This window comes from Leclercia sp. W17 (genome assembly GCF_003336325.1).
Classification (GTDB): Bacteria; Pseudomonadota; Gammaproteobacteria; order Enterobacterales; family Enterobacteriaceae; genus Enterobacter.
In genome coordinates, this window is sequence record NZ_CP031101.1 from 4751281 (window position 1) to 4769441 (window position 18161).

13 protein-coding genes, 2 tRNA genes and 3 rRNA genes are annotated in these 18161 nt (G+C 54.6%); 4 read left to right on the forward strand and 14 right to left on the reverse strand.

Annotated features, from left to right (window positions below; all coding sequences use genetic code 11):
- Positions 1–12 precede the first annotated feature (12 nt).
- Positions 13–999 carry a serine/threonine protein kinase gene (locus tag DVA44_RS23485; RefSeq protein ID WP_114388333.1) on the reverse strand — a complete coding sequence of 329 codons (987 nt, stop codon included), beginning with the start codon at positions 997–999 and terminating at the stop codon, positions 13–15.
- A 75-nt stretch (positions 1000–1074) separates the two neighbouring features.
- Positions 1075–1344: a YihD family protein gene (locus tag DVA44_RS23490; RefSeq protein ID WP_114388334.1), complete on the reverse strand. Its 270-nt coding sequence runs from the start codon at positions 1342–1344 to the stop codon at positions 1075–1077.
- 68 nt (positions 1345–1412) lie between these two features.
- Between DVA44_RS23490 and mobA the strand changes: the two genes are divergently transcribed.
- Entirely contained in the window at positions 1413–1997 is a 585-nt protein-coding gene (mobA, locus tag DVA44_RS23495; protein WP_114388469.1) for a molybdenum cofactor guanylyltransferase MobA, read from the forward strand.
- Positions 1994–2497, forward strand: coding sequence for a molybdopterin-guanine dinucleotide biosynthesis protein MobB (mobB, locus tag DVA44_RS23500; protein ID WP_114388335.1), 504 nt, complete (start codon positions 1994–1996; stop codon positions 2495–2497). The genes mobA and mobB overlap by 4 nt, the downstream gene beginning before the upstream one ends.
- A gap of 90 nt (positions 2498–2587) precedes the next feature.
- On the opposite strand, the gene rrf is transcribed toward mobB, so the two are convergent.
- The 5 genes from rrf to DVA44_RS23525 form a co-directional block, all read right to left on the reverse strand.
- A 5S ribosomal RNA gene (gene rrf, locus DVA44_RS23505) occupies positions 2588–2703 on the reverse strand.
- Positions 2704–2766: 63 nt separating this feature from the next.
- Positions 2767–5663: ribosomal RNA gene (locus DVA44_RS23510) — 23S ribosomal RNA — on the reverse strand.
- Between the two features lie 195 nt (positions 5664–5858).
- A tRNA-Ala gene (locus tag DVA44_RS23515) sits at positions 5859–5934 on the reverse strand.
- 36 nt (positions 5935–5970) lie between these two features.
- A tRNA-Ile gene (locus tag DVA44_RS23520) sits at positions 5971–6047 on the reverse strand.
- Between the two features lie 70 nt (positions 6048–6117).
- A 16S ribosomal RNA gene (locus DVA44_RS23525) occupies positions 6118–7656 on the reverse strand.
- Together the 16S, 23S and 5S rRNA genes with 2 tRNA genes alongside form the textbook arrangement of a ribosomal RNA operon.
- Positions 7657–8135: 479 nt before the next feature.
- Between DVA44_RS23525 and DVA44_RS23535 the strand changes: the two genes are divergently transcribed.
- Both DVA44_RS23535 and mdtD read left to right on the forward strand, forming a co-directional pair.
- Positions 8136–8828 (forward strand): FadR/GntR family transcriptional regulator, encoded by a 693-nt coding sequence (locus tag DVA44_RS23535; protein ID WP_103824219.1) that lies wholly within the window; start codon positions 8136–8138, stop codon positions 8826–8828.
- A gap of 20 nt (positions 8829–8848) precedes the next feature.
- On the forward strand, positions 8849–10276 hold the full coding sequence (gene mdtD / locus DVA44_RS23540) for a multidrug transporter subunit MdtD (RefSeq protein WP_114388337.1): 1428 nt from the start codon (positions 8849–8851) through the stop codon (positions 10274–10276).
- On the opposite strand, the gene rbsR is transcribed toward mdtD, so the two are convergent.
- The 7 genes from rbsR to kup all read right to left on the reverse strand — a co-directional run bounded on the left by rbsR (position 10242) and on the right by kup (position 18160).
- Complete coding sequence (rbsR, locus tag DVA44_RS23545; protein WP_114388338.1) at positions 10242–11234, reverse strand: ribose operon transcriptional repressor RbsR; 993 nt, start codon at positions 11232–11234, stop codon at positions 10242–10244. The two genes, mdtD and rbsR, sit on opposite strands and share 35 nt — an antisense overlap.
- Positions 11235–11237: 3 nt before the next feature.
- On the reverse strand, positions 11238–12167 hold the full coding sequence (rbsK, locus tag DVA44_RS23550; protein ID WP_114388339.1) for a ribokinase: 930 nt from the start codon (positions 12165–12167) through the stop codon (positions 11238–11240).
- Between the two features lie 107 nt (positions 12168–12274).
- Entirely contained in the window at positions 12275–13165 is an 891-nt protein-coding gene (gene rbsB / locus DVA44_RS23555; RefSeq protein WP_114316334.1) for a ribose ABC transporter substrate-binding protein RbsB, read from the reverse strand.
- 27 nt (positions 13166–13192) lie between these two features.
- Positions 13193–14158 (reverse strand): ribose ABC transporter permease, encoded by a 966-nt coding sequence (rbsC, locus tag DVA44_RS23560; RefSeq protein WP_103177595.1) that lies wholly within the window; start codon positions 14156–14158, stop codon positions 13193–13195.
- A 4-nt stretch (positions 14159–14162) separates the two neighbouring features.
- Positions 14163–15668: a ribose ABC transporter ATP-binding protein RbsA gene (rbsA, locus tag DVA44_RS23565; protein WP_103824224.1), complete on the reverse strand. Its 1506-nt coding sequence runs from the start codon at positions 15666–15668 to the stop codon at positions 14163–14165.
- A 7-nt stretch (positions 15669–15675) separates the two neighbouring features.
- On the reverse strand, positions 15676–16095 hold the full coding sequence (gene rbsD / locus DVA44_RS23570; RefSeq protein ID WP_114316332.1) for a D-ribose pyranase: 420 nt from the start codon (positions 16093–16095) through the stop codon (positions 15676–15678).
- Positions 16096–16291: 196 nt separating this feature from the next.
- A complete protein-coding gene (kup, locus tag DVA44_RS23575) occupies positions 16292–18160 on the reverse strand; it encodes a low affinity potassium transporter Kup (protein ID WP_103177598.1) in 1869 nt (622 codons plus the stop codon).
- Position 18161 lies beyond the last annotated feature (1 nt).

Sequence of the window (18161 nt, forward strand, 5' to 3'; positions counted from 1 at the left end):
GGATGTGTTCGATTAATACATTGGCGTTAATTGCAAAGGGGGTTCCTGCAGAACCTTTACCTGTTCAATAAATGTGGATATCTGGTTACGCCAGTAATCTTCTCCGGTAAGCCACGGGAAGTTTCTGGGGAAAGCGGGGTCGTCCCAACGCCTGATTAACCATGCAAGATAATAAACAAAACGCATGGCGCGTAAAGGTTCGATTAATGCAATTTCGTCTGAATTAAAAGGGGTGAACTCTTCATAGGCTTCGATAATCGTCTCAAGCTGCATCCGCTGCTCAGCCTTATCGCCATTCAGCAGCATCCAGAGATCCTGAATCGCTGGTCCCATTCTCGCATCGTCGAGATCGACAAATAATGGCCCGTCGCGCCAGAGGATATTTCCGGCATGGCAATCACCGTGCAGGCGCAGCGTTTTAACGTTGTTATCCCAGCGCGCTGTGACAGCGTTAATTAAATTATCCGTTGCGGCCAGAAATTCAGCTTTCAGCCCTGAGGGGATGAGCGTGGATGTTTCAAATACCTGACGCGGTTCGAGCAGATATTCCGCAATGCCGATTGTGGGACGCGAAGAAAAGACGCTTTTCTTTCCCGTCTGATGAATGCGCCCTAAATAACGGGCAACCCATTCCATCTGATCGATATTATCGGCTTCAAATTGCCGGCCACCGAGGCTTGGGAAAACGGCAAAATAAAAACCCTGATGCGACAGCAGCGTCTGACCATTGAATTGCAGAGGTGCGGCAACGGGAACGTCATCGGCTACCAAGCCGAGGGCGAACTGATGCTCTTCCTCAATCTGATCGGCTGACCAGCGCTGCGGACGATAAAATTTCACGACGAAGCGCTGACGATCCTCATCCTGAAACTGGTAGACGCGGTTTTCATAGCTGTTTAATGGGGTCAGACCTGAGTCCACCCGGATGCCCTGCTCAAACAGAGCATCCATAATGGTATCCGGGTGTAAGGTCTGGAAAGTAAAGGCCTGGTCGTTCATCCGATCATCCGGAAATTATACGAATGATTGAGGATATCATTTAACGGCGATTACGGTGGTGCCTCTTACAAGCTTTTACTCTTTAATTACGCCACGTGCACGCAGCAGGGCTGTTTTGAAATCCTCTTCGTAATCTTTCTGAATACCAGGGATGACAGCATCTTTACCGGAATCGCGCATTTTCAGGTGATAGATCAGGATGTCATCGGAAAGGTCGGCCAGTTCGCCTTCATAACCTGACTCCTTCGCCAGTTTCTGTAAGAATTGCACGAGGTTAAGCTCTGGCTCTTTCTGCCAGGCTGGCTGGAGAAGTTCAATAACTTCATTCAGACGTTTACATTTCATGGTAATACTCCTTTCATTGAGAGTGACACGTTAGCAGGGTCAAACCCACAATAAAAGAGGCGATATTGTTGAGCCAGATAAGCACGATCACGGGTGTGGTGTTAGCCGGCGGCAAGGCATCCCGCATGGGGGGAGTCGATAAGGGCCTGCAGACGTTGAACGGCACAGCGTTATGGCAGCACGTGGCACACACGCTGAGTAAACAAGTGAGTACGCTAGCCATTAGTGCTAACAAAAACCTCGCCGTTTATCGGGAAAGTGGACACCCCGTCTATCCCGACTCGCTGGCTGATTACCCGGGGCCGCTGGCGGGGATGCTTTCTGTTATGCAGCAGTGCGATGCCGAGTGGTTTCTGTTTTGCCCCTGCGATACACCGTTTATCCCCGATTGTCTGGCTGAGCGCTTTGTTAAACACAGGGAAACGTCAGCGGTTGTCTGGGCGCATGACGGCGAACGCGATCATCCAACCATTGCGCTAATGCACCGTCAGCTGATGCCGGAATTAAAGAACTACCTGGCGGCGGGAGAGCGTCGGGTGATGGTCTTTATGCGACAAGCTGGCGGACATTCTGTCGATTTTAGCGATATGAAACAGGCGTTTATTAACATCAATACTCTCGAACAGATAGACACTATGCAGAGGCACAAATGATACCTGTTTTAGCGATCGCCGCCTGGAGCGGTACGGGGAAAACCACCCTGTTAAAAGCCATCATTCCGGCACTTTGTGCGAGGGGCGTGCGCCCCGGGCTTATCAAACACACACATCACAATATGGATGTCGATATTCCCGGCAAGGACAGCTATGAACTGCGCAAAGCTGGCGCGGCACAAACCATTGTTGCCAGCAACCAGCGTTGGGCCTTAATGACCGAGACACCGGACGAGAAGGACCTTGATCTGCCTTACCTCATCAGTCGGATGGATCATTCGACGCTGGATCTGGTCCTGGTAGAGGGCTTTAAATATGAACCGGTGGCAAAGATCCTGCTGTTCCGCAGTGATACCGGACATGGGATTAATGAATTAACGCTTGATGAACATGTTATCGCGGTGGCCAGTGATATTTCACTGTCGCTTCAGGTACCGGTCCTGGATATCAATAATGCGGAGGAGATCGTCGGGTTCATTCAACAATGGATGAGGTCGTAGTAGGCCGGGTAAGGCGAAGCCGCCACCCGGCTTTTTTAACGCCCAACGCAAAAAGCCCGTCCTTGCGGACGGGCTTTCGGCTTGTTTGATGCCTGGCAGTTCCCTACTCTCGCATGGGGAGGCCCCACACTACCATCGGCGCTACGGCGTTTCACTTCTGAGTTCGGCATGGGGTCAGGTGGGACCACCGCGCTACAGCCGCCAGGCAAATTCTGTAATCTGTATCAGCTGAAAATCTCTCAAACCCACCGAAACAGCTTCGGCGTTGTAAGGTTAAGCCTCACGGTTCATTAGTACCGGTTAGCTCAACGCATCGCTGCGCTTACACACCCGGCCTATCAACGTCGTCGTCTTCAACGTTCCTTCAGGACTCTCAAGGAGTCAGGGAGAACTCATCTCGGGGCAAGTTTCGTGCTTAGATGCTTTCAGCACTTATCTCTTCCGCATTTAGCTACCGGGCAGTGCCATTGGCATGACAACCCGAACACCAGTGATGCGTCCACTCCGGTCCTCTCGTACTAGGAGCAGCCCCCCTCAATTCTCCAGCGCCCACGGCAGATAGGGACCGAACTGTCTCACGACGTTCTAAACCCAGCTCGCGTACCACTTTAAATGGCGAACAGCCATACCCTTGGGACCTACTTCAGCCCCAGGATGTGATGAGCCGACATCGAGGTGCCAAACACCGCCGTCGATATGAACTCTTGGGCGGTATCAGCCTGTTATCCCGGAGTACCTTTTATCCGTTGAGCGATGGCCCTTCCATTCAGAACCACCGGATCACTATGACCTGCTTTCGCACCTGCTCGAGCCGTCACTCTCGCAGTCAAGCCAGCTTATGCCATTGCACTAACCTCCTGATGTCCGACCAGGATTAGCTGACCTTCGTGCTCCTCCGTTACTCTTTAGGAGGAGACCGCCCCAGTCAAACTACCCACCAGACACTGTCCGCAACCCGGATTACGGGTCCACGTTAGAACACCAGCCATTAAAGGGTGGTATTTCAAGGACGGCTCCATGCAGACTGGCGTCCACACTTCAAAGCCTCCCACCTATCCTACACATCAAGGACCAGTGTTCAGTGTCAAGCTATAGTAAAGGTTCACGGGGTCTTTCCGTCTTGCCGCGGGTACACTGCATCTTCACAGCGATTTCAATTTCACTGAGTCTCGGGTGGAGACAGCCTGGCCATCATTACGCCATTCGTGCAGGTCGGAACTTACCCGACAAGGAATTTCGCTACCTTAGGACCGTTATAGTTACGGCCGCCGTTTACCGGGGCTTCGATCAAGAGCTTCGCGTTGCCGCTAACCCCATCAATTAACCTTCCGGCACCGGGCAGGCGTCACACCGTATACGTCCACTTTCGTGTTTGCACAGTGCTGTGTTTTTAATAAACAGTTGCAGCCAGCTGGTATCTTCGACTGATTTCAGCTCCACCCGCAGGGGCTTCACCTACATATCAGCGTGCCTTCTCCCGAAGTTACGGCACCATTTTGCCTAGTTCCTTCACCCGAGTTCTCTCAAGCGCCTTGGTATTCTCTACCTGACCACCTGTGTCGGTTTGGGGTACGATTTGATGTTACCTGATGCTTAGAGGCTTTTCCTGGAAGCAGGGCATTTGTTGCTTCAGCACCGTAGTGCCTCGTCATCACACCTCAGCGTTAAAAGGTACCGGATTTACCTGGAACCTCCGCCTACATGCTTAAACCGGGACAACCGTCGCCCGGCCAACATAGCCTTCTCCGTCCCCCTTCGCAGTAACACCGAGTACAGGAATATTAACCTGTTTCCCATCGACTACGCCTTTCGGCCTCGCCTTAGGGGTCGACTCACCCTGCCCCGATTAACGTTGGACAGGAACCCTTGGTCTTCCGGCGAGCGGGCTTTTCACCCGCTTTATCGTTACTTATGTCAGCATTCGCACTTCTGATACCTCCAGCATGCCTCACGGCACACCTTCGCAGGCTTACAGAACGCTCCCCTACCCAACAACACATAGTGTCGCTGCCGCAGCTTCGGTGCATGGTTTAGCCCCGTTACATCTTCCGCGCAGGCCGACTCGACCAGTGAGCTATTACGCTTTCTTTAAATGATGGCTGCTTCTAAGCCAACATCCTGGCTGTCTGTGCCTTCCCACATCGTTTCCCACTTAACCATGACTTTGGGACCTTAGCTGGCGGTCTGGGTTGTTTCCCTCTTCACGACGGACGTTAGCACCCGCCGTGTGTCTCCCGTGATAACATTCTCCGGTATTCGCAGTTTGCATCGGGTTGGTAAGCCGGGATGGCCCCCTAGCCGAAACAGTGCTCTACCCCGGAGATGAATTCACGAGGCGCTACCTAAATAGCTTTCGGGAGAACCAGCTATCTCCCGGTTTGATTGGCCTTTCACCCCAGCCACAGGTCATCCGCTAATTTTTCAACATTAGTCGGTTCGGTCCTCCAGTTAGTGTTACCCAACCTTCAACCTGCCCATGGCTAGATCACCGGGTTTCGGGTCTATACCCTGCAACTTAACGCCCAGTTAAGACTCGGTTTCCCTTCGGCTCCCCTATACGGTTAACCTTGCTACAGAATATAAGTCGCTGACCCATTATACAAAAGGTACGCAGTCACACCCGAAGGTGCTCCCACTGCTTGTACGTACACGGTTTCAGGTTCTTTTTCACTCCCCTCGCCGGGGTTCTTTTCGCCTTTCCCTCACGGTACTGGTTCACTATCGGTCAGTCAGGAGTATTTAGCCTTGGAGGATGGTCCCCCCATATTCAGACAGGATACCACGTGTCCCGCCCTACTCTTCGAGTTCACAGCAAGTGTGCTTTCGTGTACGGGAGTATCACCCTGTACCCTGCGACTTTCCAGACGCTTCCACTAACACACAAGCTGATTCAGACTCCGGGCTGCTCCCCGTTCGCTCGCCGCTACTGGGGGAATCTCGGTTGATTTCTTTTCCTCGGGGTACTTAGATGTTTCAGTTCCCCGGTTCGCCTCGTTAACCTATGTATTCAGCTAACGATAGTGTGACGAATCACACTGGGTTTCCCCATTCGGACATCGCCGGGTCAAGGGTTCATATCACCTCGCCGGCGCTTTTCGCAGATTAGCACGTCCTTCATCGCCTCTGACTGCCAGGGCATCCACCGTGTACGCTTAGTCGCTTAACCTCACAACCCGAAGCTGTTTCACTTCGCGTTGTGAAAATTTGAGAGACTCGAACACACCGCATTTCTGTTCCTATTACGGAGAACAGACACAGTGTGTCGTTTCAATTTTCAGCTTGATCCAGATTTTTAAAGAGCAAAACTTCGCAGCGCACCCTTGCAGGTACACTCTGAAGTTTTCAGGTTGTGCAGTAAAGATGGTGGAGCTATGCGGGATCGAACCGCAGACCTCCTGCGTGCAAGGCAGGCGCTCTCCCAGCTGAGCTATAGCCCCATCGTGGCAAATCTCTTCAAATTTGCATCGCAAATTTGGTAGGCCTGAGTGGACTTGAACCACCGACCTCACCCTTATCAGGGGTGCGCTCTAACCACCTGAGCTACAAGCCTGCAGAGATTTTTTACTGCTAATTTTCATCAGACAATCTGTGTGAGCACTACAAAGGCAGGTTCTTTAAGGTAAGGAGGTGATCCAACCGCAGGTTCCCCTACGGTTACCTTGTTACGACTTCACCCCAGTCATGAATCACAAAGTGGTAAGCGCCCTCCCGAAGGTTAAGCTACCTACTTCTTTTGCAACCCACTCCCATGGTGTGACGGGCGGTGTGTACAAGGCCCGGGAACGTATTCACCGTAGCATTCTGATCTACGATTACTAGCGATTCCGACTTCATGGAGTCGAGTTGCAGACTCCAATCCGGACTACGACGCACTTTATGAGGTCCGCTTGCTCTCGCGAGGTCGCTTCTCTTTGTATGCGCCATTGTAGCACGTGTGTAGCCCTACTCGTAAGGGCCATGATGACTTGACGTCATCCCCACCTTCCTCCAGTTTATCACTGGCAGTCTCCTTTGAGTTCCCGGCCGGACCGCTGGCAACAAAGGATAAGGGTTGCGCTCGTTGCGGGACTTAACCCAACATTTCACAACACGAGCTGACGACAGCCATGCAGCACCTGTCTCAGAGTTCCCGAAGGCACCAAGCCATCTCTGGCAAGTTCTCTGGATGTCAAGAGTAGGTAAGGTTCTTCGCGTTGCATCGAATTAAACCACATGCTCCACCGCTTGTGCGGGCCCCCGTCAATTCATTTGAGTTTTAACCTTGCGGCCGTACTCCCCAGGCGGTCGACTTAACGCGTTAGCTCCGGAAGCCACGCCTCAAGGGCACAACCTCCAAGTCGACATCGTTTACGGCGTGGACTACCAGGGTATCTAATCCTGTTTGCTCCCACGCTTTCGCACCTGAGCGTCAGTCTTTGTCCAGGGGGCCGCCTTCGCCACCGGTATTCCTCCAGATCTCTACGCATTTCACCGCTACACCTGGAATTCTACCCCCCTCTACAAGACTCAAGCCTGCCAGTTTCAAATGCAGTTCCCAGGTTGAGCCCGGGGATTTCACATCTGACTTAACAGACCGCCTGCGTGCGCTTTACGCCCAGTAATTCCGATTAACGCTTGCACCCTCCGTATTACCGCGGCTGCTGGCACGGAGTTAGCCGGTGCTTCTTCTGCGAGTAACGTCAATCACTGTGGTTATTAACCACAATGCCTTCCTCCTCGCTGAAAGTACTTTACAACCCGAAGGCCTTCTTCATACACGCGGCATGGCTGCATCAGGCTTGCGCCCATTGTGCAATATTCCCCACTGCTGCCTCCCGTAGGAGTCTGGACCGTGTCTCAGTTCCAGTGTGGCTGGTCATCCTCTCAGACCAGCTAGGGATCGTCGCCTAGGTGAGCCATTACCCCACCTACTAGCTAATCCCATCTGGGCACATCCGATGGCAAGAGGCCCGAAGGTCCCCCTCTTTGGTCTTGCGACGTTATGCGGTATTAGCTACCGTTTCCAGTAGTTATCCCCCTCCATCAGGCAGTTTCCCAGACATTACTCACCCGTCCGCCACTCGTCACCCGAGAGCAAGCTCTCTGTGCTACCGTTCGACTTGCATGTGTTAGGCCTGCCGCCAGCGTTCAATCTGAGCCATGATCAAACTCTTCAATTTAAGTTTGATGCTCGTGAATTAAACTTCGTAATGAATTACGTGTTCACTCAGAGACTTGGTATTCATTTATTGTCCGAGGACATTAAGAATCCATGTCACTTTGAGTGCCCACACAGATTGTCTGATAAATTGTTAAAGAGCAGTGCAACGCGGCTTTCGCTCACCGTTGCGAGGTCCCGTATATTACGTTTTCCTCATTCAGAGTCAAGCGATTATTTCGCGCTTTTCTCTGCCGGGTATTCATCGCTGAACCCCGCTGACCCGGCGGCTTGCATGCCGTTGTTCCGTGTCAGTGGAGGCGCATTATAGGGAGTTCTTCGGCGCTGACAAGCGTAAAATTAAAAAAATCTATCAACCGTGTTTTTTTTCGCCAAAAGCCTCATCTTTTAGCCAGAAACGGCGCTAATTGCTGTTTTCGCCACCACAAGCTGCCTACAGGTGGCATACTTACTGGCATCAAGATTTAAGGAATATGCTTTATGCCTTTAAGCGCGCAACAGCTGGCGGCACAAAAAAACCTTTCCTATGTGCTGGCAGAAAAACTGGCACAGCGGATCCTGGCAGGTGTTTACACGCCTGGCAGCATCCTGCCGGGTGAACTGGAACTGGGAGAACAGTTTGGCGTGAGCCGAACGGCCGTTCGTGAAGCCGTGAAAACGTTAACCGCGAAAGGGATGGTATTGCCCCGTCCGCGCATCGGTACGCGCGTGATGCCCCAGGGCAACTGGAACTTCCTCGATCAGGAGCTGCTCTCCTGGTGGATGACGGAAGATAACTTCCAGCAGGTTATTGATCACTTCCTTGTCATGCGCAGTAGCCTGGAGCCGCAAGCCTGCCTGCTGGCCGCAACGATCGGAACGGCAGAGCAAAAAGCGCGGTTAAATACTCTGATGGATGAAATGGTGCATCTGAAAAAGCACTTTAACCGGGAACGCTGGATAGATGTGGATATGGCCTGGCACGAGCATATCTATGAGATGAGCGGTAATCCGTTCCTGACCTCTTTTGCCTCGCTCTTTCACTCTGTCTATCACACCTACTTTACCTCTATTACCCAGGATGAAGTGGTTAAGCTGGATTTACACCAGGCCATTGTCGATGCCATTCAGGACAGTGACGGGCCACGCGCCATGGCAGCCAGCCAGGCGCTGCTTGCCCCACCAGCACGGTAGCCATAACAACAGGAACTCGAATGACAGTAAAAAAAGCACGCAGTATGGCGGGCCTGCCGTGGATAGCGGCAATGGCCTTCTTTATGCAGGCCCTGGATGCGACCATCCTCAATACTGCCCTTCCCGCAATAGCCCAAAGCCTGAACCGTTCTCCGCTGGCCATGCAGTCGGCCATCATCAGTTATACCCTGACCGTTGCAATGCTGATCCCGGTGAGCGGCTGGCTGGCCGATCGCTTCGGCACCCGCCGTGTCTTTATGCTGGCGGTAACGTTATTTACGCTGGGCTCGCTGGCCTGCGCACTCTCCAGTTCTCTGGGAGAGCTGGTTGTCTTCCGGGTAATCCAGGGGATAGGCGGCGCGATGATGATGCCGGTTGCGCGCCTGGCACTGTTACGGGCCTATCCGCGCAGCGAACTGTTGCCGGTGCTTAACTTTGTCACCATGCCGGGCCTGGTCGGGCCGATCCTCGGCCCGGTGCTGGGTGGCGTGCTGGTCACCTGGGCCAGCTGGCACTGGATATTCCTCATTAATATCCCGATTGGGATCGCCGGGCTTTTCTATGCCCGTAAATTTATGCCGAACTTCACCACCCCACGGCGCAAATTCGATATGGGCGGGTTCTTCCTGTTTGGCCTGAGCCTGGTGCTCTTTTCCAGCGGTATGGAGCTGTTCGGTGAGAAAGTGGTGGCGACCTGGCTGGCTATCTCCATCATTTTCAGCGGCATTCTTCTTTTTCTTCTTTATATCCGTCATGCGCGTCGCCATCCTACGCCGCTTATTTCGCTGTCGCTGTTTAACACGCGCACCTTCTCGGTGGGTATTGCCGGCAACATCGCTTCACGGCTGGGCACCGGCTGCGTTCCCTTCCTGATGCCGCTGATGCTGCAGGTCGGGTTTGGTTACCCGGCACTGATTGCGGGCTGCATGATGGCGCCTACGGCGGTGGGCTCGATCCTTGCCAAATCCGGCGTGACGCAACTGCTGCGCCGGCTGGGCTACCGCAGGACGCTGGTTGGCGTGACGATATTTATCGGCGTGATGATTGCTCAGTTCTCACTGCAGTCGGCGGCGTTGCCGGTATGGATGCTGATCCTGCCGCTGTTTGTGCTGGGGATGGCGATGTCCATCCAGTTCACGTCGATGAACACCATTACCCTTGCCGATCTCAATGACGAGAATGCCAGCGGCGGTAACAGCGTGCTGGCGGTGACGCAGCAGCTGTCGATCAGTCTGGGGGTGGCGGTAAGTGCGGCAGTACTGCGTTTTTATGAAGGGTTCGACAGCACAAATACTGTCGAACAGTTTCACTCCACCTTTATCACCATGGGCGTGCTGACGGTGATCTCGGCGCTGGTCTTTATGCTGCTAAAACCGAAGGATGGTCGTAACCTTATTAAAGATCGGCACAAACCTAAACAGACCCCCGTTCCATCAGAACAGGAGTAAGCTGCAGCCGCTGTTGTTGCAGAGCGGGCTGGGCGATACGGTGGATCAAGACATCAACCGCCAGCTCGCCCAGTTCATCTTTTGGCTGATGAATGGTGGTGAGCGGCGGCGTCATATACTGCGCCAGTTCGATATCGTCATATCCCACCACGGCGATATCGTCCGGGATACGCAGTCCCGCCTGATAAAGCGCCTTGTAAGCCCCTACCGCCATCGCATCGTTACCAATAAAGACCGCCTGCGGGCGCTCCTTCTGGGCGAGTAAGGCCTGCATCGCCTCAAACCCGCCGCTAAATTCAAAGTCACCGGTGATTTGATAGCCCTCAGGCACCGGCAAACCGGCACGCGCCATCGCCACCAGGAATCCTTCCAGCCGCAGGCGGGCGGGGGTTTTATCCAGCGGACCGGTAATACAGGCGATGCGGGTGTGGCCTTTATCAACCAGATGCTGCGTCGCCATGTCCCCGCCCAGCAACGAGTTATCCTGGATGAGATCGCTGGTACCGTCGAACGGCGCCCAGTCCATCATCACCGTAGGAACGGAGGGGTAGCGCTGCATAATCTCGGGAGAGGGTTGGTGCGTTTCGGTGCACAGCAATAGCAATCCGTCGACGCGCTTTTGCATCAACGTTTCCAGATTGCGGTTCATGCGCTGTTCGTCGCCTTCGGTATTGCATAACACCAGGCTGTAGCCACGCTCAAAACAGCTGCGCTCAACGCCGCGCACCAGCTCAGAGTAAAAGGGGTTGGTACTGGCCGTAATGAGCATGCCAATGGTACGCGTCTGGTTGAGTTTCAGACTGCGCGCCAGGGCGGAAGGCGCATAATTGAGGGATTTAACGGCAGCCTCGACCTTCTCCCGAATCGCGTCGCTGACGAAGCGATCGTTATTGATGACGTGGGAGACCGTCGAAGTAGAGACGCCCGCCATGCGGGCGACATCTTTCATTGTGGCCAAGCGTTACCTCTGCTGACTTAAAAATTCATCGATCTCATTACGCCATGGTACAGAAGGCTGTGCACCTGGACGGGTCACCGCAATGGCCGCCGCCGCATGGGCAAAGCGGATTGCGTCATCCAGTTGTTCGCCTTCCAGCAGCGCCGTCACCAGCGCACCATTAAAGGTGTCACCCGCAGCGATGGTATCGACAGCTTTCACCTTAAAGCTAGGAATGCGACGCCCTTCTCCCTCAACGCTGGCCCATACGCCGCGGCTACCAAGAGTAATGATGACCGTGTGGATGCCTTTGTCGTGCAGGGCTTTCGCCGCGCGAGCCGCATCCTCATCGTTTTCAACGCGAACGCCCGTCAGCTTTTCAGCCTCGGTTTCATTGGGGGTGATGATGTCCACCAGCGCCAGAAGCTCGTCTGATAATACACGGGCCGGCGCGGGATTTAGTACGACAGTGGTATGATTTTCATGAGCAATTTTCGCTGCCGCCAGCACGCTTTCTACCGGGGATTCCAGCTGCATCAGCAGGGCGTCGGCACCGGCAATAAGCGCATGTTGCGCCGCCACTCGCTCAGGTATCAGCGCCGCGTTTGCCCCCGCATGAATACCGATGACATTCTCACCTTCTCCGTTGACAAAAATCAGCGCCACGCCGGTTGATTCACCGTCCACCACGCTCACTGGCGCAATATCGATGTTGTCGCTTTCCAGCTGCTGGCGAACGCGTTCCCCGGTATCGTCATCGCCGGTACAGGCGATAAAGGCGATGTTCGCCCCGCTACGTCCGGCAGCGACCGCCTGGTTCGCGCCCTTGCCGCCAAAGGCGACCTGGTAGCGATGACCCGTTACGGTTTCGCCCGGTGTCGGGAAAGCGTCAAGGTTAAGAATGTGATCGGCATTAATACTGCCAAGGACGACGAGCTTACCTGCGGTTTTCATAGTTGAAGTGTCCATCAGAGAGTGCCACCGGGATGCCCCGGTGGCGTATGCCACTCTTTTCTTTATATGTTGCCCCTCAGGCAGCCTGTGACTGCCTGAATCGCATATTACTGCTTGATGACCAGTTTCAGGTCAACAGGGTATTTGGCCTGAACTTTCTCGCCCTTCAGCACTTTGTCAGCAGTCTGTACGCCAGTGGCGCCGATCTGCTCCGGCAGCTGAGCGATGGTCGCAGCCAGTTTGCCATCGTTTACCGCTTTTTCACCATCAGGCGTGCCGTCAAATCCAACCACCATCACATCAGATTTACCCGCAGTCTGCAGCGCACGCAGCGCGCCCAGCGCCATTTCATCGTTCTGTGCGAATACCGCTTTAACGTCCGGGTGTGCAGTCAGCAGGTTCTGCATGACGTTCAGGCCCTTCGTACGGTCGAAATCTGCCGGCTGGCTGGCCAGTACGTTGAATTTGTGGGCAGCAACCGCCTGCTGGAAGCCTTCGCCACGCTCACGCGCTGCGGAAGTCCCGGCGATACCCTGCAGTTCGATAACTTTAGCGCCTTCGCCCGCTTTCTTGGCGATGTAGTCACCGGCAATTTTGCCGCCCAGCACGTTGTCAGAGGCAATGTGGCTCACCACGTCGCCTTTATTCGCCTGACGGTCAAGGGTGATCACCGGGATGTTAGCCTGGTTCGCCATCTTCACTGCGTTACCTACCGCATCGGAATCGGTCGGGTTGATCAGCAGAATTTTGGTGCCGCGAACGGTTAAGTCCTGCACGTTAGCCAGCTCTTTTGCCGGGTTGTTCTGGGAGTCGAGGATCACCAGGTTGTAGCCCAGTTTGTCGGCCTCTTTCTGCGCGCCATCCTTCAGGGAGACGAAGAACGGGTTGTTCAGGGTAGAAACCACCAGCGCGATGGTATCTTTCGCCATGGCGTTTGCACTCACGGTTGCGCTCAGCGCGACAGCAGAAACCAGGGTAGCCAGTTTTTTCATGTTCATATCAAAGATGTCCTGTAGTGTCGTCAGTTACTGTTTTTTGTTGTCTACCAGTACCGCCAGCAAAATCACTACCGCTTTGACGATCATCTGGTAATAGGAAGAAACACCTAACAAATTCAATCCATTATTCAGGAAGCCGAGGATCAGCGCACCGATCAGCGTACCGACGATACGGCCTTTCCCCCCGGCCAGGCTGGTGCCGCCCAGCACGACCGCGGCGATGGCATCCAGCTCATAACCCGTACCGGCGGTCGGTTGCGCAGACGAGAGACGCGCCACTTCGATAATCCCTGCCAGCGAAGCCAGCAGGCCGCTCAGGGAGTAGACGATAACTTTGACTTTATTGACGCTGATACCGGACAGACGGGTCGCCGCTTCGTTACCCCCCAGGGCATAGATATAGCGGCCCAGGCGGGTGTGGTGCAACATGTACCACGCCGCGAGGAAGACCAGGCCCATGATCCAGACCGGCGTCGGGATACCCAGCGGGCGGCCAATACCGAACCAGCCAAACAGATCGGCGTTATCGGTAAAGCCGGTGTTAACCGGACTGCCGTTGGTGTAAACCATGGTCACACCGCGCAGCAGCAGCATCATCACCAGCGTCGCAATAAACGCCTGAACTCGACCTTTCGCCACAATAACACCGGTAACAGCCCCAATAGCCGCACCCAGCGCCAGCGCCGCTGCAACGGCCACCAGCGCGTTGACTTCAATCCCTACAATTGAAGCAGCAACCGCGCCGGTGAGCGCCAGCAGGGAACCGACGGACAGATCGATACCCGAGGTCAGGATCACCAACGTCATGCCCACCGCCATAATGGCGTTCACGGACGTCTGCTGGAGGATGTTGAACAGATTATTAACGGTAAAAAAGTTCGGGCTCATGGTAGAGACAATCGCGATCAGCACCAGCAGGGCAATCAGCGATTTTTGTTCCATCAACCATGCCTTAGTGAAATAACGGCGTCCAGAAACAGCCTGGGTAGTCATCTTCTTACTCCTGATCCACGCGATTAAGCTTGCCCACAGCGGCAGCCATCAGAATTTCCTGGGTGGCCTGCTCGCGACTGAATTCACCGCCGAGATGCCCTTCATGCATGACGATAATGCGATCGCTCATGCCTAATACCTCTGGCATCTCGGAAGAGACCAGAATGATGCTTAGCCCGTCAGCCTTAAACTGGTTAATGAGCTGGTAAATCTCTTTTTTGGCGCCAACGTCCACGCCGCGCGTCGGTTCATCAAGGATCAGCACCTTCGGACGAGTCATCAGCCCGCGGGCAATCGCCACTTTCTGCTGATTCCCGCCGGAGAGCAGCCCGATAGCCTGTTCCATCGACGGGGTTTTAACATTAAAGAGGCGGATAAAATCGCTGACCGCCTGCTGCTCGTCTTTATGCTTCAGACCACCGCCGCTGCGGCTGAAGTAGCGTAGCGCGGTTAAGGACATGTTCTCTTTTACCGACATGCCCAGTACCAGGCCATCGCGCTTACGGTCTTCGGAGATATAGACGATACCGTTCGCCAGGCCATCCTGCGGAGAACGGGTGACAACTTCATGACCATCAAGGGTGACATAGCCGCTGGTGCGCGGGTTGGCGCCATACAGCACCTTCATCAGCTCGGTACGCCCGGCGCCCATCAGCCCGGCCACGCCGAGGATCTCCCCCTGACGCAGGGTAAAGCTGACATCATGCACCCCAGGGCCACACAGATTGTCGACCTTCAGGCGGATCTCGCCCGGCGCTTTATCGATACGTGGATACTGGTCTTCCAGCTTACGTCCCACCATCATCTCAATCAGCGTGTCTTCATTAAGCGTCGCCACTTCACGCTCGGCAATAAACTGCCCGTCGCGGAAGACGGTGACGTCATCGCAAATCTCGAAGATCTCTTTCATGCGGTGGGAGATATAGACAATGCCGCGCCCCTGCGCTTTCAGCTCGCGGATCACACGGAACAGGGAGTCGGTTTCGGTATCGGTGAGGGCGTCGGTCGGTTCATCCATCACGATAACCCGGGATTCGAAACTCAGGACCTTGGCGATTTCGACCATCTGCTGATCGCCGATAGAGAGTTCGCCCACCAGACGATCGCTCTTAAAGCGCAGATTCAGCTTCGCCAGCAGTTTGTCGGCTTCGGCATACATCTGTTTCCAGTCGATTTTGCCAAAGCGGTTAACAAACTCACGCCCCAGGAAGATGTTCTCCGCGATGGAGAGCTGCGGGATCAGGTTCAGCTCCTGGTGGATGATGCCGATCCCGGCTTCCTGAGAAGATTTCGGGCCATTAAAGGTGGTCTCTTTTCCCAGCCACAGCAGCGAACCGGCATCGCGTTGATAGATCCCGGTCAGCACTTTCATCATGGTGGATTTGCCAGCGCCGTTTTCGCCCACCAGCGCCATCACGCGCCCGGCGTAAACATTCAGCGCGGCCCCGGAGAGGGCTTTGACGCCCGGGAACGATTTATCGATCCCTTTCAGTTGCAGGAGTGCGTCCATGATGGCCTCAGAAGGTGACGCCAGCACAGAGAATGATATTCGCATACGGGGAACACTCCCCGCTGCGAATCACCGCCTGGCTGTCAGCGGTATTTTTCTTGAACTGCTCGTGCGTTATGTAGCTTATTTTTATGGTGTTTCCCTGGCATTGTTGCAGTTGCTTGATATGGTCAAGCAACGTTTCGTGGAGCTGCGGATTATGTTGTTTGATTTCCGTTGCGAGAATGGCTTCCTCAACCTGCATCTCGGTTGTCACCACATCCAGCACCTGCATAAACGTGGGTACGCCCTGCGTTAATGCCAGATCAATACGCGTTGTGCTGTGGGGAATGGGTAAACCCGCATCACAAACCACCAGCGTATCGGTATGCCCGAGACGGGAGATGACCGATGAGACTTCAGAGTTGAGTACCGTGCCTTTCTTCATTTTCTTGCTCCACTAGCGAAACGTTTCGCTGGCATCAGTTTTATCTTACCGATGCGCAGAAAACCACCATGACGTAACAGATTTGTGATCGTTGTCGAAACGTTTCGCTAAGTGAAATGGGGAGACAATTATGGCGGTCAGGGAGCGATTTTGTAGGCCGGGTAAGCGAAGCGCCACCCGGCATTTTCAGGAGGGATTAAATCTCGACTTGCGTCCCCAGCTCAATCACGCGGTTAGGCGGGATCTCGAACTGGTCAGGCGCGCGCAGGGCGTTACGCTGGAGAATAAGATAGAGCTTCCCACGCAGGCGCAGATACCACGGGCGTTTGCCGATGATCAGCGACTCGTGGGACATAAAGAACGAGGTCTCCATCATCCGGCAGCTTAAACCCTCCAGACCGCAGCGGTGGAACACCTCTTCCACGTTCGGGGTTTCACGCCAGCCGTAGCTGGCCACCACCCGCCAGAAAGTGGGCGACAGCTGCTCTATCTGCACCCGGCGGACGTTATGCACATAGGGCGCATCCTCGGTACGCAGGGTCAACAGGATCACCCGTTCGTGCAGCACTTTGTTGTGCTTGAGGTTGTGCATCAGGGCAAACGGGATCACGTTCAGCGCACGCGACATATAGACCGCTGTGCCGGGTACGCGCACCGGCGGAGATTTCTCCAGCGAGGCAATCATCGCCTCCAGAGAATTACCGTGTTCATGCATCCGGCGCAGCAGGCGGAAACGCTCGCTCTTCCAGGTGGTCATCACAATGAACATCACCAGACCCAGCGTCAGCGGCAGCCAGCCGCCGGAGACAATCTTGTCGAGGTTCGCGGAGAACAGCGGCACGTCAATACAGAGGAAGCCGACCAGAATCATCCCCACAAGGAATTTATTCCAGTGCCAGTTCCGGTACGCCACCGTGGTAGAGAGGATCGAGGTCAGCACCATCGTACCGGTAACGGCAATACCGTAGGCCGCCGCCAGGTTACTGGAGTGCTCGAAGCTGACGATAACAATTACCACCGCGACATAAAGCAGCCAGTTAACGAAAGGAATGTAGATCTGGCCCGACTCCATCTCAGAGGTATGGATGATACGCATTGGCGACAGATAGCCCAGACGCACTGCCTGGCGGGTCAGGGAGAAGACGCCGGAAATCACCGCCTGAGAAGCAATCACCGTCGCCAGCGTCGCCAGGATCAGCATCGGCACCAGCGCCCAGTCCGGCGCCAGCAGGAAGAACGGGTTTTTAATCGCTTCCGGGTGTTTGAGCAGCAGCGCCCCCTGCCCGAAGTAGTTCAGCACCAGCGATGGCAGTACCACTAAAAACCAGGCCACGCGAATAGGCAGCTTACCGAAGTGGCCCATATCGGCATAGAGCGCTTCAACCCCGGTAATAGAGAGCACCACCGCGCCCAGCGCGATAAACGACACGGTTTTGTATTCGAGGAAGAAATGCACTGCCCACATCGGATTCAGGGCATGCAGCACTTCCGGGTTAGCAATAATGCTGCGTAACCCCAGCGCCGCCAGGATCAGGAACCAGGAGAGCATAATCGGCGCGAAGAGTTTGCCCACCAGCCCGGTACCGTGTTTCTGAATCACAAACAGCAGGGTCAGAACAAGTATGGCCAGCGGGACAACCCACTCATCAAGATGCGGCGCGATAATCTCCAGCCCCTCTATCGCCGACAGCACCGAGATAGCGGGGGTGATCACCACTTCGCCATAGAAGAAGCTGCCTCCCACCAGGCCGATGATGACCAGGAACGAGGTCATTCTGGCGGACGTGTTGCGCCCGGCAAGCGACATCAGGGTCAGGATCCCACCTTCACCGGCGTTATCTGCACGCATAACGAAGGAGAGATATTTAACAGAAACCACCAGGATCAGCAGCCAGAAGATCAGGGACAAAAAACCAAACACAGCGTCGCGCTCAACGCCAAATCCAAACTGACCGGACAAACATTCGCGCAGCGTATAAAGCGGGCTGGTGCCGATATCACCGTAGACAACGCCGATCGCCGCGAGCGTAATTGCGGGTAATGATTGCTTATTATCAGTGCTCATA

Bases quoted from the DNA above. Each gene is read 5' to 3' on its own strand.
- rbsA (WP_103824224.1), bottom strand. From the start codon at position 15,668: ATGGACGCACTCCTGCAACTGAAAGGGATCGATAAATCGTTCCCGGGC.
- DVA44_RS23490 (WP_114388334.1), bottom strand. From the start codon at position 1,344: ATGAAATGTAAACGTCTGAATGAAGTTATTGAACTTCTCCAGCCAGCC.
- rbsB (WP_114316334.1), bottom strand. From the start codon at position 13,165: ATGAACATGAAAAAACTGGCTACCCTGGTTTCTGCTGTCGCGCTGAGC.
- DVA44_RS23485 (WP_114388333.1), bottom strand. From the start codon at position 999: ATGAACGACCAGGCCTTTACTTTCCAGACCTTACACCCGGATACCATT.
- rbsD (WP_114316332.1), bottom strand. From the start codon at position 16,095: ATGAAGAAAGGCACGGTACTCAACTCTGAAGTCTCATCGGTCATCTCC.
- DVA44_RS23535 (WP_103824219.1), top strand. From the start codon at position 8,136: ATGCCTTTAAGCGCGCAACAGCTGGCGGCACAAAAAAACCTTTCCTAT.
- rbsC (WP_103177595.1), bottom strand. From the start codon at position 14,158: ATGACTACCCAGGCTGTTTCTGGACGCCGTTATTTCACTAAGGCATGG.
- rbsK (WP_114388339.1), bottom strand. From the start codon at position 12,167: ATGAAAACCGCAGGTAAGCTCGTCGTCCTTGGCAGTATTAATGCCGAT.
- mobB (WP_114388335.1), top strand. From the start codon at position 1,994: ATGATACCTGTTTTAGCGATCGCCGCCTGGAGCGGTACGGGGAAAACC.
- kup (WP_103177598.1), bottom strand. From the start codon at position 18,160: ATGAGCACTGATAATAAGCAATCATTACCCGCAATTACGCTCGCGGCG.
- mdtD (WP_114388337.1), top strand. From the start codon at position 8,849: ATGACAGTAAAAAAAGCACGCAGTATGGCGGGCCTGCCGTGGATAGCG.